The sequence below is a fragment of the Pseudomonas sp. S32 genome, assembly GCF_016648095.1.
GTDB lineage: Bacteria > Pseudomonadota > Gammaproteobacteria > Pseudomonadales > Pseudomonadaceae > Aquipseudomonas > Aquipseudomonas parafulva.
In genome coordinates, this window is sequence record NZ_JACVVF010000001.1 from 35,551 (window position 1) to 49,020 (window position 13,470).

The window sequence follows — 13,470 nt, forward strand, 5'->3', positions numbered from 1 at the left end:
ATACGGCCCTGAGGGCGTTACTTGGCCGCTTTGATCGCCGCCGCCAGCTTCTTCGCCGCATCGGCCGGGTCGGCCTTGGGGTCGTTGATGTAGTTGGTCACCACATCGAAGAAGGCCCCCTGCACGGCCAGCGTGGTGGCCATGTTGTGCGCCATGCTTGGCTGCAGGCCGCCATTTTTGGCGTCGGCCAGGAAGTCCTTGGCCGATGTCTGGGCGCAGGCATCGAAACCGTACTTGCCCATGTCGGCGAGCATGTCGTTGCGCACCGGGATGGACCCCTTGTTGGTGCTGAACACCTTCTGGAATTCCTCGCCCATGACCTTGCGCGCGATGTCCTGCTGGCCTGCGGCGGTGCCGGCGTCCTTCTGCTTGAACACTACCAGCGAATCAATGTTGTAGAGGAAGGCCTTGTCGGTACCCGGGAAGGGTACGCACTGGTAATCCTTGCCGGCGGTTTTCTTCGCCAGGGTCCACTCGCTCTTGGCCCAGTCGCCCATGATCTGCATGCCGGCCTTGCCGTTGATGACCTTGGCGGCCTCCAGGTTCCAGTCCTGGCCTTTGCCGTCCGGGTCCATGTAGGTGGCAAGCTTCTTGAGTTCGGCCAACGCCTTGATCATTTCAGGCCCGGTGAGGGTGGCGTTGTCCAGATCGACGAAGGCCTTCTTGTAGCCATCCGGCCCCATTACCGACAGCACCACGGTCTCGAACACCGTGCTGTCCTGCCAAGGCTGGCCGCCGTGGGCGAGCGGGATGATGCCGGCGGCCTTGAGCTTGTCGGCGGCTGCGTAGAATTCGTCAAGGGTAGCGGGCGCCTTGTCGATGCCGGCTTTCTTGAAGGCTTCGGGGTTGATCCACAGCCAGTTGATGCGGTGGATGTTCACCGGCACGGCCACGTAGTCACCGTCGTACTTGACCGTGTCGGCGACTTTTTTGTCGAGCAGCGAATCCCAGTTCTCTTGCTTGGCAACGTCCTTGAGCACGTCGCTGTCCAGCAGCCCGGTGGCGGCCCAATCCTGGATGTCCGGCCCCTTGATCTGGGCCACGCCCGGCGGGTTGCCCGCTACGGCACGGCTTTTCAGCACGGTCATGGCGGTGGCACCACCGCCACCGGCAACGGCGCCATCCTTCCAGGTGAAACCGTCTTTTTCGACCTGGGCCTTGAGCACATCGACGGCGGCTTTTTCACCCCCGGACGTCCACCAGTGCACCACTTCGACAGTGCCTTTGGCGTCGGCAGCCTGGGCAGCGAGGGGGGTTAGCGAGGCCAGCGAGATAGCGGCAGCGAGACGAAGGTAGGAAGTCATTGAAACACCTTATTGTTGTTATGCCGTGCAAGTCGGTCGCTTGCGTTGCATGGAGTCTAAACAGCGTGCGCGCCCCGCCAGGTAACGAAGCGATGCGCGATTGTCATCGTTTGGTTACATTGCCGGCCAACGCGGTCGCCAGGCTCGGGGCAAGCGGCAAGCCTGGCAGCAGCAAGGCCTGGTAGGCGTGGTAGAGGTCGGGCTTGCCTGGCCAGAGGGTGCCGGCCGGGCAGTTGTGCGGGTCGAGTTCGTGGTGCCAGCTGCCACCTTGCAGGTCGATGAAATGCTCGGCGATGAAGTCCCAGCAGCGGCGGTACCACAGCTCGTAGCGCGGGTCTGCGGTGCGCTGCAGCAAGGCAGCCGCACAGGCGCAGGCCTCGGCGTGCACCCAGTGCAGGCGCGCCCGTACCAGCGGCTGGCCAGCCCAGTCCAGGGTGTAGGCAAACCCTGGGCTGCCATCGGCCTGCCAGGCCTGCTGGCAGGCCGCCTCGAACAGCGCCTGGGCACTGTCCACCAGCCAGCCCGGCGCCGGCAGGCCAAAGCGCTGCAGGCTGGCCTCCAGGTGCAGCAGCAGCCGCGCCCACTCCAGGGAGTGCCCGGGGGTGGTGCCATAGGGGCGGAAGTGATCGGCCGGGTGGTCCTGGTTGTAGTCCTTGGCCGGCTGCCAGAAGGCGTCGAAGTGTTCGATCACCCGGTAGCCACTGGGGGCCGCGTGGGTGTGGATGATGCGTTCGGCGATGCGCAGGGCGCGCTGCAACCACAGGCTGTTGCCGGTGACATCGGCCAGGGCCAGGAACGCCTCGATGCCGTGCATGTTGCTGTTGGCACCTCGGTACGGCTCGGGCAATTGCCAGGCGCGGGAAAAGGTTTCCTGCAGGGCGCCCTCTTCTTCGTTCCAGAAATGCTGCTCGATGACCTGTATGGCGAATGTGAGCAGCGCCTGCGCACCGGCAACGCCGGCCACCACTGCCGAGCTGGCAGCCAGGGCAACGAAAGCGTGCAGGTAAGCATCCTTGCCACTGTCTTCACGCCCTTCTGCATGGGCGAACCAGCCGCGGTAATGCTCATCCCACAGCGGGCCGCGCAATGCGGCCACGCCGTGTTCGGCGTAGGCCAGATAACCCGGGATACCCTGCAAATGGGCCAGGGCAAAACAGTGGGTCATACGCGCGGTGGTCAGCGTTTCTGCGAAAGCACCCGGCGCAAGTTGGCCGTTGGCCTGCAGGTTGCCGAAGCCACCGGGCAGCCTTGCCGCCTTGGCGAAGGCCAGCAGCCGTTGGCCTTCGGCCAGGCGCCATGCAGTATGCGCCGGGGCGTCCAGCCAGCTGTTCGAAGCGGTGTTGTGGTTATTCATGGCCAGCTCGATCCTTGCCAGTCGTGGGGCGATTCTAGCCAGCGGGGCTGGGCGGGGTGTCACGAACGGGGGCATGTTTGTCACCAGTCAGTGACATGCCAACGCCAACGGCGGCGCGGGGGTCAGTCCATGCCCCGGGGCAGGTACAAGGTTACGCGCAGGCCACCCTCACGCAGGTTCAGCAGGCTTACCTCGCCCCCATGGCTATGGGCGATGTTGCGCGCGATACCCAGGCCCAGCCCGTACCCCTGCTGGTGCCCGGCAAGCCGCACATGGGGCTCGAACACTTCCTCCAACTGCTGCTGCGGCACGCCAGGGCCTTGGTCATCGACCTGCAGCACGAAGCCGGCCGCACCGTCGATGATGCGCAACCGCGCCCGCTCGCCGTACTTGATGGCATTGTCGATCAGGTTGCCTATGCAGCGGCGCAGCGCCAGCGGCTTGCCTGGGTAGGGCGCCAGTGCCCTGCCTTCCAGGGTGATGCGCCCATCGCGCAGATAGGGCTCGGCGAGAATCTCCAGCACTTGGTTCAGGTCCACCGGCTCGATGTTTTCATGGATGTCGGTGTCTTTTACGCACTGCAATGCGCCCTTCACCAGCAGCTCCAGTTCGTCCAGGTCCTGGCTGAACTTGGCTTGCAGGTGCTCGTCCTCCAGCAGCTCCACCCGCAGCCGCAGACGGGTGATGGGGGTGCGCAGGTCGTGGGAAATGGCACTGAACAGCTGGCTGCGTTCGGTCAGGTAGCGGCTGATGCGCTCGCGCATGCTGTTGAACGCCCGGCTGACTTCGATCACTTCGATGCCACCTGCCTCGGCCACCGGCGGCACGTCCGCTCCCAGCGACAGCTCACGCGCCGCACGGGCCAGGCGCTTGAGTGGCCAGCTTTGCCAATGCACCAGCAAACCGATGAACAGCAACAGCAACGCCGTGGTCAGGACGATGAAGCCAAGCTGCTGGCGCGGCAGGCGCTGCGCCTCAAGGCTGGTGTAGGGCTCTGGCAGCAACGAGGCGATGTACAGCCACTCCCCTTCGCCCAGGCGGATCTGCGTGACCAGCACGGGCGGCTTGAGCGGCTCCAGGGTCAGGGAATAATGGGCCCAGGAACGCGGCAGCTCGTCCAGCTTGAGCCCGCTATTGAAAATACGCAGGTCGTCCGGCCCGACGAATTCGACTGACACTTCCATCTGCGAACCCAGCCCTTCGTGCAGCACTTGCTGGAACACATCGATCACCGCCTGCTTGCGCGGCGTAACCGGCAGCACCGGCATGTCCAGCGGGCGGGCGTTGAGCGACACGAAGAAGCGGGTGCCCCCCATGCTGCGCAACTGGTCGAGCACCAGTGGCCGGTAGGCCACCGGCAACGAGCGGAAGTAACTGACGCTGGCACTCATGGAATGGGCCAGGCTGCTGGCACTGGCACGCAGGCCTTGCAGTTGGCTGGCGCGCAATTGCGCCACCCAGATGATGCTCGACAAGCCTTGAGCCAGCAGTACCACCAGCAAGGTCAGCAGCAGCATGCGCCCCAGCAGGGAGCGCGGCAGCAGGCGCCAGCGCCGTTCAGGGCGCATTGCAGACATGCGCCGCCAGCAGGTAGCCGCTGCCGCGCACCGTGCGGATCAACCGGGCAGGTTTGTCGGTATCGCGCAGCCGCTGACGCAGGCGGCTGACCGCCATGTCGACGATGCGGTCCAGCGGCATGGGCTCGCGGCCCCGTGTGGCATTGCCGATGGTGTCGCGGTCGAGAATCTGCTGCGGGTGGTCGAGAAACAGCTTGAGCAGGGCAAAGTCGGCGCCAGACAAGATCACCTCTTCACCGTCACGGTGGAACAGGCGATGGCTGACGGTGTCCAGGCGCCAGTCGTCGAACGCCAGCACGGCGGTGCCCGGCGCAGCCTGGCCGAACTCTGCACGGCGCAGCAGGGCCTTGATGCGCGCTTGCAGCTCACGCGGGCTGAAGGGCTTGCCCAGGTAGTCGTCGGCACCCAGTTCCAGGCCGATGACCCGGTCGGTTTCGTCGGAGCTGGCCGTGAGCATGATGATCGGCACGCGGGCCTGGCGCGGGTGCTGACGCACCCAGCGGCACAGGCTGAAGCCATCTTCATCGGGCAGCATCACATCCAGGATGACCAGGTCGCAGGGCGTGGTTTCCAGGGCGTGGCGAAACCCTGCACCGTCGGCCTGGGCATTGACCTGGAAGCCCGAGCGGCTCAGGTAGGTTTGCAGCAGTTCACGGATTTCCTGATCGTCGTCCACCATCAGGATGGATTTGCCGGCAGCGCTCATGTCAGTGGTCCAGCGCCTGCTGCAGGTTCACCCCGGCCCCCAGCAACCCGGAAAACTCCGCCGTCACCAGCCACACCGGAATGCCGGGGAAGTACCCGCTCATGCAGCCCTTGTCAGCGAAGCTGGCCGCAAACCCGCTGTGCACGAACAGCTCGGCAAAGCGCGGCACCACGCCGCCGACGATGTACACACCGCCACGGGCGCCCAGGGTAAGCACGTTGTTGCCGGCAACGCGGCCCAGAAAGCGGCAGAACTGCTCGACCACCGCCCGTGCCCGCGGCTCGCCGCCCAATGCGGCATCGGTAATGTGCGCGGGGGTCTGATGTTTGGGCGTGTCGCCATCCAGCGCGCACATGGCCTGGTACAGGCGCACCAGGCCACCACCACTGAGCACGGTTTCGGCGCTGACATGGCCAATCTGCCCGTGGATATGCTGGTGAATCGCCGCTTCCCGGGCGTTGCCCACCGGCAGGTCGACATGGCCTCCCTCCCCTGGCAAGGCATGCCAGCGCCGCTCGCCCAGGCGCAGCAGCGAACCCACGCCCAGGCCCGTGCCAGGGCCGATCACCAGCGCTGGCCGGGACGGGTCTGCCTGGCCCGCGCACACCTCGCGAAACTCGCCGTCGCGTAGCCGGGTCATGCCCAGGGCCATGGCGGTGAAGTCGTTGATCAGCAGCAGTTGGCCAACCTGCAGCCGTTGGCAGAACGCGCTGCGGCTCAGGCGCCAGTGGTTGTTGGTGAAACGGAATTCGTCGCCATTCACCGGGCCGGCCACCGCCAGGCAGGCAGCAGCAAGCCCGCCGCGCGGAATACCCAGGCCTTCCAGGTAGGTTTCAATGGCCTGCTCCGGGCTGGTGTAGTCCTCTGTGGCGAAGACCCGCACCTCGTGCAACTGGTTGTCACGCCACAACGCAAAACGGGCATTAGTGCCGCCGATGTCGCCGACCAGCAGGTCCTTCATTTCAGGTTCTCCAGGGCAGAGGTAAAGGCGCTGGCGCCCTGCTCTGCCGGGCTGAACGCCATGCGCATGAAGCCGAACAGCTCACGCCCGCACCCCAGGTCGTTGCCTTGCGGGGCCGGCGGCAGGTCGCGGCTGGCCAGCACATCGGCCGGCACCATGACCTGTAGCGTACCTTCAGCGCCATCGACACGCACCCTATCACCCTCGCGCACCCGTGCCAGCGGCCCGCCGTCGTATGCCTCGGGGCACACATGGATGGCGGCCGGGATCTTGCCTGAAGCACCCGACATGCGCCCGTCGGTCACCAGTGCCACCTTGTAGCCGCGGTCCTGCAGCACGCCCAGGAACGGCGTGAGCTTGTGCAGCTCGGGCATGCCGTTGCAGCGTGGGCCCTGGAAGCGCACCACGGCAACGAAATCGCACTCCAGCTCGCCGGCCTTGAAGGCATCGGCCAGCGATTGCTGATCGTGGAAGATTCGCGCTGGCGCCTCGACCACGCGGTGTTCAGGGGCCACGGCGGACACTTTCATCACCCCGCGGCCCAGGTTGCCCTCCATCACCCGCAGGCCGCCTTCGGCCGAGAATGGCCGGGCCACCGGGCGCAGGATGCTTTCGTCCAGGCTTTGCTGCGGGCCTTCGCGCCATACCAACTTGCCGTTGTCGAGGAAGGGTTCCTGGGTGTAGCGGCGCAAGCCATGACCCGCCACCGTGTTGACGTCTTCGTGCAGCAAGCCGGCATCGAGCAGTTCGCGGATCAGGAATGCCATGCCCCCTGCGGCCTGGAAGTGGTTGATGTCGGCCTTGCCGTTGGGGTAGACGTGGGACAGCGTCGGCACCACGTCGGACAAGTCGGCCATGTCCTGCCAGGTGAGCTGTATGCCAGCGGCCTGGGCGATGGCGGGAATATGCAAGGTGTGGTTGGTGGAGCCCCCGGTGGCATGCAGGGCCACGATGGAGTTCACCAAGGCCTTCTCGTCGACGATTTCGCCCAGCGGCATGAAGTTGCCGCTGGCCTTGGTCATGCGGGTGACCTGCTGAGCCGCCTCGGCGGTGAGCGCGTCACGCAGCGGCGTATAGGGGTTCACGAACGACGCACCCGGCAGGTGCAGGCCCATCACTTCCATCACCAGCTGGTTGGTATTGGCGGTGCCGTAGAAGGTGCAGGTGCCGGGGCTGTGATAGGACTTCATCTCCGACTCCAGCAGTTCCTCACGGCTGGCCTTGCCCTCGGCGTAGCGCTGGCGCACGTCGGCCTTCTGCTTGTTGGAAATGCCCGACACCATGGGCCCGCCCGGCACGAACACGGTGGGCAGGTGGCCGAAGCGCAGGGCGCCCATCATCAGCCCCGGCACGATCTTGTCGCAGATACCCAGCATGAGCGCCGCGTCGAACATGTTGTGCGACAGGGCCACGGCGGTGGACATGGCTATCACTTCACGGCTGGCGATGGCCAGTTCCATGCCAGGCTCGCCCTGGGTGACGCCGTCGCACATGGCCGGCACGCCACCTGCAAACTGGCCGACCGAACCCACCTCGCGCAGGGCCTGCTTGATCTGCTCGGGGAAGTGCAGGTACGGCTGGTGGGCCGAGAGCATGTCGTTGTAGGCCGAAACGATGGCCACGTTGGCTGCATTCATCAGGCGCAGGGTCTGTTTGTCTTCAGTGCCGCACCCGGCCACCCCGTGGGCGAAGTTGGCGCACTGCAGGCTGGCACGCATCGGGCCCTCGCTGGCGGCGCCACGAATCAGCTGCAGGTAGCGTTCGCGGGTGGCGCGGCTACGCTCGACCAGCCGTTGGGTGACCTCAAGGATGCGCGGATGCATGTACTGGACTCCAGGCTAATTGTAAGGGCGGTTTACCAGGCGCCGGCGCCCCGCCGATTGCAGCCTAGGCTCATGGTAGAGCGTCGCGCGGCATCGGCAAGGCCAAGGGCCAAACCACTCGTTGTAGGTTTAAACAAAATACTGCCACTAAAAAGGCTTGTTTTCTATCTGCAAGTGAATAATCTTGTAATTCCAACAACAAAACCGTTTCAGTGAAGCATCTTTGTGCCACAGGTTTCACTCGGACTGCCAGAGGTATCGCCATGACCCTTCGCATCGCCATCAACGGATTCGGCCGCATCGGGCGCAACGTCCTGCGCGCACTCTACACCCAGGGCTACCGCCAGGACCTGCAGGTGGTCGCCATCAACGACCTGGGCGACAGCACCATGAACGCCCACCTGCTCAAATACGACAGCGTGCACGGCACCTTCGACGCCACGGTCGAAGCCGACCACGAAAGCCTTACGGTCAACGGTGACCGCATTGCAGTCAGCGCCATCCGCAACCCTGCCGAACTGCCCTGGAAGGCCGAAGCCGTCGACGTGGTCTTCGAGTGCACCGGGCTGTTCACCGACCGCGCCAAGGCCGCTGCACACCTGGCGGCAGGGGCTGGCAAAGTGATTGTGTCGGCCCCCTCCAAGGGCGCGGATGCCACCGTGGTGTACGGGGTCAACCACGACGTGCTGCGCGCCTCGCACCAAGTCATCTCCAACGCATCGTGCACCACCAACTGCCTGGCGCCGATCGCCCAGGTGCTGCACCGCGAGTTCGGTATCGAGCAGGGCCTGATGACAACCATCCACGCCTACACCAATGACCAGGTGCTGACGGACATGTACCACAGCGACCCCTACCGCGCCCGCTCCGCCACCCAGTCGATGATCCCGAGCAAAACCGGCGCTGCCGAGGCAGTGGGCCTGGTGCTGCCGGAACTGGCAGGCAAGCTGACCGGCATGGCCGTGCGGGTGCCGGTGATCAACGTGTCGCTGGTGGACCTCACCGTCAACCTCAAGCGCGAAGCCACTGCCGAGCAGGTCAACCAGCTGTTCCTCGAAGCCAGCCAACATTCCAGGGTACTGGGCTACAACGCCCTGCCGTTGGTGTCCTGCGACTTCAACCACAACCCGCTGTCTTCCATCTTCGATGCCAACCACACCCGGGCCAATGGGCGCATGCTCAAGGTGCTGGCCTGGTATGACAACGAGTGGGGCTTCTCCAACCGCATGCTGGACAACTGCCTGGCCCTTTGCCAGGCGCGCTAGGTGCCGCGCCGTGTCTGCGGGCACGGCGTTTACCTTTCCATGACATTTACCCGCTTGACCTCCGAAGGTGATGATAAGCATTATCATTAACCCTTCGTCGGCCAGGTTTCCCCGTGAGTCAGTCCCGGTTCAACTCCGTCTTTCTCGTTCAGCGCCTCTCCCTGCTGCGCACCTTGCAGCGCATGGTCGGTAACCGCAGCACCGCCGAAGACCTGCTGCAGGAAACCTACCTGCGCGTGGCCCGCGCGCTGGGTGAGCGGCCCATCGAGCACATCGAGCCCTTCGTGTTCCAGACGGCCCGCAACCTGGCACTGGACCACCTGCGGGCTCGCCGGGTGCAGGCACGCATGCTGGTGGACGATGTGCCAGAAGCCGTGCTGCACAACGTGGCCGCCCCGGCCAGCAGCAGCGAAGATGCCGCCCACGCCGAACAGTTGCTCAAGCACTTGAGCGTCAGCCTGAACCAGCTGAGCCAGCGCCAGCAGCGCATCTTCATCCTCAACCGCCTGCACGGCGCCACCTACCTGGAAATTGCCGAGCAGTTGGGGGTGTCGTCCAGTACGGTGCAAAAGGAACTGAAACTGATCATGGCGATCTGCTTGGGAGTGGCCGAGCGGCTCGAATGAGCGTTACGGGCCTTTAGCAAACCCAGCCACTTGCCACGCCGTGCCGGAGCCCTGATCATCCGGAATCAACCACGCAAGGACTCACCGTGACAGACCACCCCGCCCCTCGCCCGTCACCTGCCGGGCCCAGCCCCCGTGCACGTGCCCAGGACGAGGCGCTGGACTGGCTGGTGCGCCTGCAGTGCGCCGACGCCGCCGACACCCAGGCGTTCGAGGCCTGGCTAAGCGCCGCGCCGGAAAACGCAGAGGCCTACATTGCAGCAGAAGCCTTGTGGAACGGCGCAGCGGTGCACCAGGCCGCTACCCGGCTGCACCGGCAACAGCGCCGCACTTGGCGTGGCCGCGTACGCAGCCACTGGAAACCCCTGGCCACGGCAGCCTTGCTGGTGGCCGGGCTGTTCACGTTCGGCAACCTGCCCGTGCGCCTGCAGGCCGATCACCTCACTGTGGTAGGTGAACGCCAGCGTGTGGAGTTGCAGGGTGGGGCCAAGGTGCTGCTGAACACCAACTCGGCCTTTGCCAGTGACCGCAAGGGCGGGCGCGAAGTTGCCCGCCTGCTGCAGGGCGAAGCCTACTTTCAGGTACCCGAGGGCGCGCCGCAGCCGCTCGAAGTGCAGGCGGGGCCGTTGCGCGCACAGGCCCGCGACACCGATTTTGCCGTGCGCTACCTGGGTGGTGAGGCACTGGTCAGGGTGCAGCGCGGCGATGTCGACCTGCAGGGCGAACGTGATCAGCGCATCCGCCTGCGCGCGGGCGACAGCATCAGCGTGGGCCCCCAGGGCTTTGGTACACCCCAGCGCCTGGACATGCGCAAGGACCTGGCCTGGGTCGACGGCCGCCTGGTATTCGAGAACTGCCCACTCAGCCAGGTACTGGCCGAAGTGCGCCGCTATTACCCAGGCTGGATCATCAACCGCAACGCGCGCCTTGAAGACGTTGCGGTCACCGGCAACTATCGCCTGGACCAGCCGCTGGAAACCCTGCGCGCGCTGGCACACATCACCTCCGCACAGCTGCATGAATACCCCGCGCTGGTCATCCTGAACTGACCACTTTCCACCCGCAGCAGGCGCCGTGCGCGAATTATTTTTACGCACTCTGAAGGGCTCGTCCGTCTCGTCATAGCCAATGCAACTGATTCTTGTTCAAAACAAGAGCAGCCATCACCTATTACAGACCGCGCGTCAGGGAGCGCTTTCGATGTCCACAGGTACCCATTGCCCGTCCACCCGCCCTCACCGTTCGGGACGTCTGTCCCTGCTGACCCTGGCGCTGCTCGCCTGCGGGGCCTGCAGCCTGCCGGCCTGGGCGGACCAGCCCGCTGCCAGCGCCAGCACCACGCGCATGGGCGACTACCGCTTCAGCATCCACCAGCAACCCCTGGTATCGGCGATCAACACGTTCAGCCAGGTCACCGGTTGGCAGGTGGGTTTCAACGCCCAGCTGGCCAACGGCGTCGCCTCCCCAGGGGTGCAAGGCTCCCTGACACCAGAAGCAGCACTGGAGCGCCTGCTGCGGGGCACGGGCCTGGCGTATCGCAAGATCAGCAACGGTAACGTGGTACTTGAAAGCAAGGCCGGTGGCAGCGTGGTCGCCCTGCAGCAGATGACCGTCAGTGCTACCCGCAGCGCCCAGGACGTGGCCCAGGTGCCCAGTACGGTCAGCGTGCATACCCGCGAGCAACTGGACCGCAACAACGTCAACAGCATCCAGGACCTGGTGCGCTACGAACCCGGTGTCTCGGTAGCCGGCACCGGGCAGCGCAGCGGCCTCAACGGTTTCAACATCCGCGGCATCGATGGTGAGCGAATCCTCACCCAGATCGACGGGGTGTCGATCCCGGACAGCTTCTTCTACGGCCCATACGCGCAAACCCAGCGCAATTACGTAGACCCGGAAATCGTCAAGCGCGTGGAGATCCTGCGTGGGCCTGCGTCGGTGCTGTACGGCAGCAATGCCATCGGCGGTGCCGTGAGCTACTTCACGCTGGACCCGGAAGACATCATCAAGCCCGGCCAGGACGCCGGCGCACGCCTGAAAGCCGGCTACAGCTCGGCAGACGAAAGCTGGCTGACCTCCGCCACCGTCGCTGGGCGCCAGGGTGACGTGGATGCCCTGCTGCACCTGAGCCAGCGCAACGGCCACGAAACCGAGAGCTACGGCAAGCATGGCGGCACCGGCCTGTCGCGCACCGAAGCCAACCCCATGGACGCGCGCACCACCAACGTGCTGGCGAAGGTAGGCTGGAACCTGGCGGATGACGCACGGCTGGGCCTGACCTACGAACGCTACAAGGACGACCGTGACCAGAACATTCTGAGTGCAGTGGGCGGCCCGTTCATTCCCGGCTTTGGCGCCATGAATTCCTACCGCATGCGCACCGGCAACGACACCATCACCCGCGAGCGCTTTGGCATCAACCACCAGTTCGCGCTCGACAGCGTGCTCGCCGACCAGGTCAAGTGGAGCCTCAACTACCAGATCGCCAAGACCGACCAACGCACCGACGAGTTGTACGTGGCCTCCGGGCGGCAGGTGCTGCGCGACCGGCAGACCACCTACAAGGACCGCCAATGGGTATTCGACGCCCAGCTGGACAAAGCCTTCAGCCTGGGCCAAACCGACCACCTGCTCACCTACGGCACGACCCTCAAGCACGAGAAGATCACCGGGTCACGCAGCGGCACTGGCACCTGCGTGAACATCGGCGGCACCTGCCGTGGTATCGGCCAGGACAGTGCCCGCGATGGCCAGGCGCTGGTCAGCGATTTCCCGGACCCGACCGTGAACACCTACAGCCTGTTCGTGCAGGATGAAATCCGCTGGCACAACTGGACCTTCCTGCCCGGTGCCCGCTACGACTACACCCGCATGGAGCCGCGCTTCACCGAACGCTTTCTGCGCGGGTTGGAAGCCACCGGTACGGCGCCTACCTCCCAGAACGATTCTGCCCGCAACTGGCACCGGGTTTCGCCCAAGTTCGGCCTGACCTACGCATTCGACGACCACTACACCGCCTATGGCCAGTACGCTGAGGGCTTCCGTACGCCAACCGCCAAGGCCATGTACGGGCGCTTCCAGAACCTGGACCAGGGTTACCGGGTTGAGGGCAACCCAAACCTGGAACCAGAAAAGAGCAAGAGCTTCGAAACCGGGCTGCGTGGCAATTTCGATGCTGGCCACTTCGATGTGGCGGTGTTCTACAACAAGTACCGCGACTTCATCGACGAAGACGCCGTGCAGAGCAGCAACCTGGAGCAGACCTTCCAGGCCAACAACATCAAGCACGCCACCATCAAGGGCGCCGAGGTCAAGGGCCGCCTGAACCTCGATCAGCTTGGCGCTGCGCCAGGCCTGTATGCGCAGGGCTCGCTGGCCTACACCTACGGCCGCAACGATGACAGCGGCCAGCCGCTGAACACTGTCAACCCGCTCAAGGGCGTGTTCGGCCTGGGCTATGACCAACAGCACTACGGTGGCCTGCTGAGCTGGACGCTGGTCAAGCGCAAGACCCGCGTCGACGACAGCACCTACTACGCCCCCGATGGCTCGGCATCGAAGTTCCGCACCCCCGGCTACGGCGTGCTGGATTTGACCGGGTACTACAAGGTGACCGACGACGTCACCATCAACGCGGGCCTGTACAACCTCACCGACAAAAAATACTGGCAGTGGGACTCGGTGCGCAGCTATGACGGCCAGGGTGAAGCAGCAGTGACCCAGCCCGCCAACATCGACCGCCTGAGCATGCCGGGCCGCAATTTTGGCATCAACGTCGTCTGGGATATCTGACAGGCCCTCGGTGGCGCGAGCGTTGCTCGCGATGCGCCGCCCACGCGGCGCCCCACCAGCCG

10 protein-coding genes are annotated in these 13,470 nt (G+C 65.0%); 4 read left to right on the forward strand and 6 right to left on the reverse strand.

Annotation, left to right across the window (positions count from 1 at the left end; translation table 11 throughout):
- Positions 1-17: 17 nt before the first annotated feature.
- The 6 genes from IAE38_RS00180 to edd all read right to left on the reverse strand — a co-directional run bounded on the left by IAE38_RS00180 (position 18) and on the right by edd (position 7,725).
- The gene (locus IAE38_RS00180) at positions 18-1,304 is read right to left on the reverse strand and encodes an ABC transporter substrate-binding protein (protein WP_201163254.1); all 1,287 of its coding nucleotides are present in this window, start codon (positions 1,302-1,304) and stop codon (positions 18-20) included.
- A gap of 103 nt (positions 1,305-1,407) precedes the next feature.
- Positions 1,408-2,658 (reverse strand): D-mannose isomerase, encoded by a 1,251-nt coding sequence (locus tag IAE38_RS00185; protein WP_201215193.1) that lies wholly within the window; start codon positions 2,656-2,658, stop codon positions 1,408-1,410.
- Positions 2,659-2,780: 122 nt separating this feature from the next.
- Positions 2,781-4,235: an ATP-binding protein gene (locus tag IAE38_RS00190; RefSeq protein ID WP_201163256.1), complete on the reverse strand. Its 1,455-nt coding sequence runs from the start codon at positions 4,233-4,235 to the stop codon at positions 2,781-2,783.
- The gene (gene gltR, locus IAE38_RS00195) at positions 4,216-4,941 is read right to left on the reverse strand and encodes a two-component system response regulator GltR (RefSeq protein ID WP_201163257.1); all 726 of its coding nucleotides are present in this window, start codon (positions 4,939-4,941) and stop codon (positions 4,216-4,218) included. Before gltR ends, IAE38_RS00190 begins: the two co-directional genes overlap by 20 nt.
- A gap of 1 nt (position 4,942) precedes the next feature.
- Positions 4,943-5,902 (reverse strand): glucokinase, encoded by a 960-nt coding sequence (locus IAE38_RS00200; RefSeq protein ID WP_201215195.1) that lies wholly within the window; start codon positions 5,900-5,902, stop codon positions 4,943-4,945.
- Entirely contained in the window at positions 5,899-7,725 is a 1,827-nt protein-coding gene (edd, locus tag IAE38_RS00205; protein WP_201163258.1) for a phosphogluconate dehydratase, read from the reverse strand. Before edd ends, IAE38_RS00200 begins: the two co-directional genes overlap by 4 nt.
- A gap of 263 nt (positions 7,726-7,988) precedes the next feature.
- Between edd and gap the strand changes: the two genes are divergently transcribed.
- The 4 genes from gap (at position 7,989) to IAE38_RS00225 (ending at position 13,408) form a co-directional block, all read left to right on the forward strand.
- Entirely contained in the window at positions 7,989-8,990 is a 1,002-nt protein-coding gene (gene gap / locus IAE38_RS00210) for a type I glyceraldehyde-3-phosphate dehydrogenase (protein WP_028631481.1), read from the forward strand.
- 113 nt (positions 8,991-9,103) lie between these two features.
- Positions 9,104-9,616, forward strand: coding sequence for an RNA polymerase sigma factor (locus IAE38_RS00215; RefSeq protein WP_028631482.1), 513 nt, complete (start codon positions 9,104-9,106; stop codon positions 9,614-9,616).
- Between the two features lie 86 nt (positions 9,617-9,702).
- Positions 9,703-10,665, forward strand: coding sequence for a FecR family protein (locus IAE38_RS00220; RefSeq protein WP_201215197.1), 963 nt, complete (start codon positions 9,703-9,705; stop codon positions 10,663-10,665).
- A 151-nt stretch (positions 10,666-10,816) separates the two neighbouring features.
- Positions 10,817-13,408 carry a TonB-dependent receptor gene (locus tag IAE38_RS00225; protein WP_201215199.1) on the forward strand — a complete coding sequence of 864 codons (2,592 nt, stop codon included), beginning with the start codon at positions 10,817-10,819 and terminating at the stop codon, positions 13,406-13,408.
- Positions 13,409-13,470: the final 62 nt, after the last annotated feature.

Bases quoted from the DNA above. Each gene is read 5' to 3' on its own strand.
- IAE38_RS00180 (WP_201163254.1), bottom strand. From the start codon at position 1,304: ATGACTTCCTACCTTCGTCTCGCTGCCGCTATCTCGCTGGCCTCGCTA.
- IAE38_RS00200 (WP_201215195.1), bottom strand. From the start codon at position 5,902: ATGAAGGACCTGCTGGTCGGCGACATCGGCGGCACTAATGCCCGTTTT.
- gltR (WP_201163257.1), bottom strand. From the start codon at position 4,941: ATGAGCGCTGCCGGCAAATCCATCCTGATGGTGGACGACGATCAGGAA.
- IAE38_RS00190 (WP_201163256.1), bottom strand. From the start codon at position 4,235: ATGTCTGCAATGCGCCCTGAACGGCGCTGGCGCCTGCTGCCGCGCTCC.
- IAE38_RS00185 (WP_201215193.1), bottom strand. From the start codon at position 2,658: ATGAATAACCACAACACCGCTTCGAACAGCTGGCTGGACGCCCCGGCG.
- IAE38_RS00225 (WP_201215199.1), top strand. From the start codon at position 10,817: ATGTCCACAGGTACCCATTGCCCGTCCACCCGCCCTCACCGTTCGGGA.
- edd (WP_201163258.1), bottom strand. From the start codon at position 7,725: ATGCATCCGCGCATCCTTGAGGTCACCCAACGGCTGGTCGAGCGTAGC.
- gap (WP_028631481.1), top strand. From the start codon at position 7,989: ATGACCCTTCGCATCGCCATCAACGGATTCGGCCGCATCGGGCGCAAC.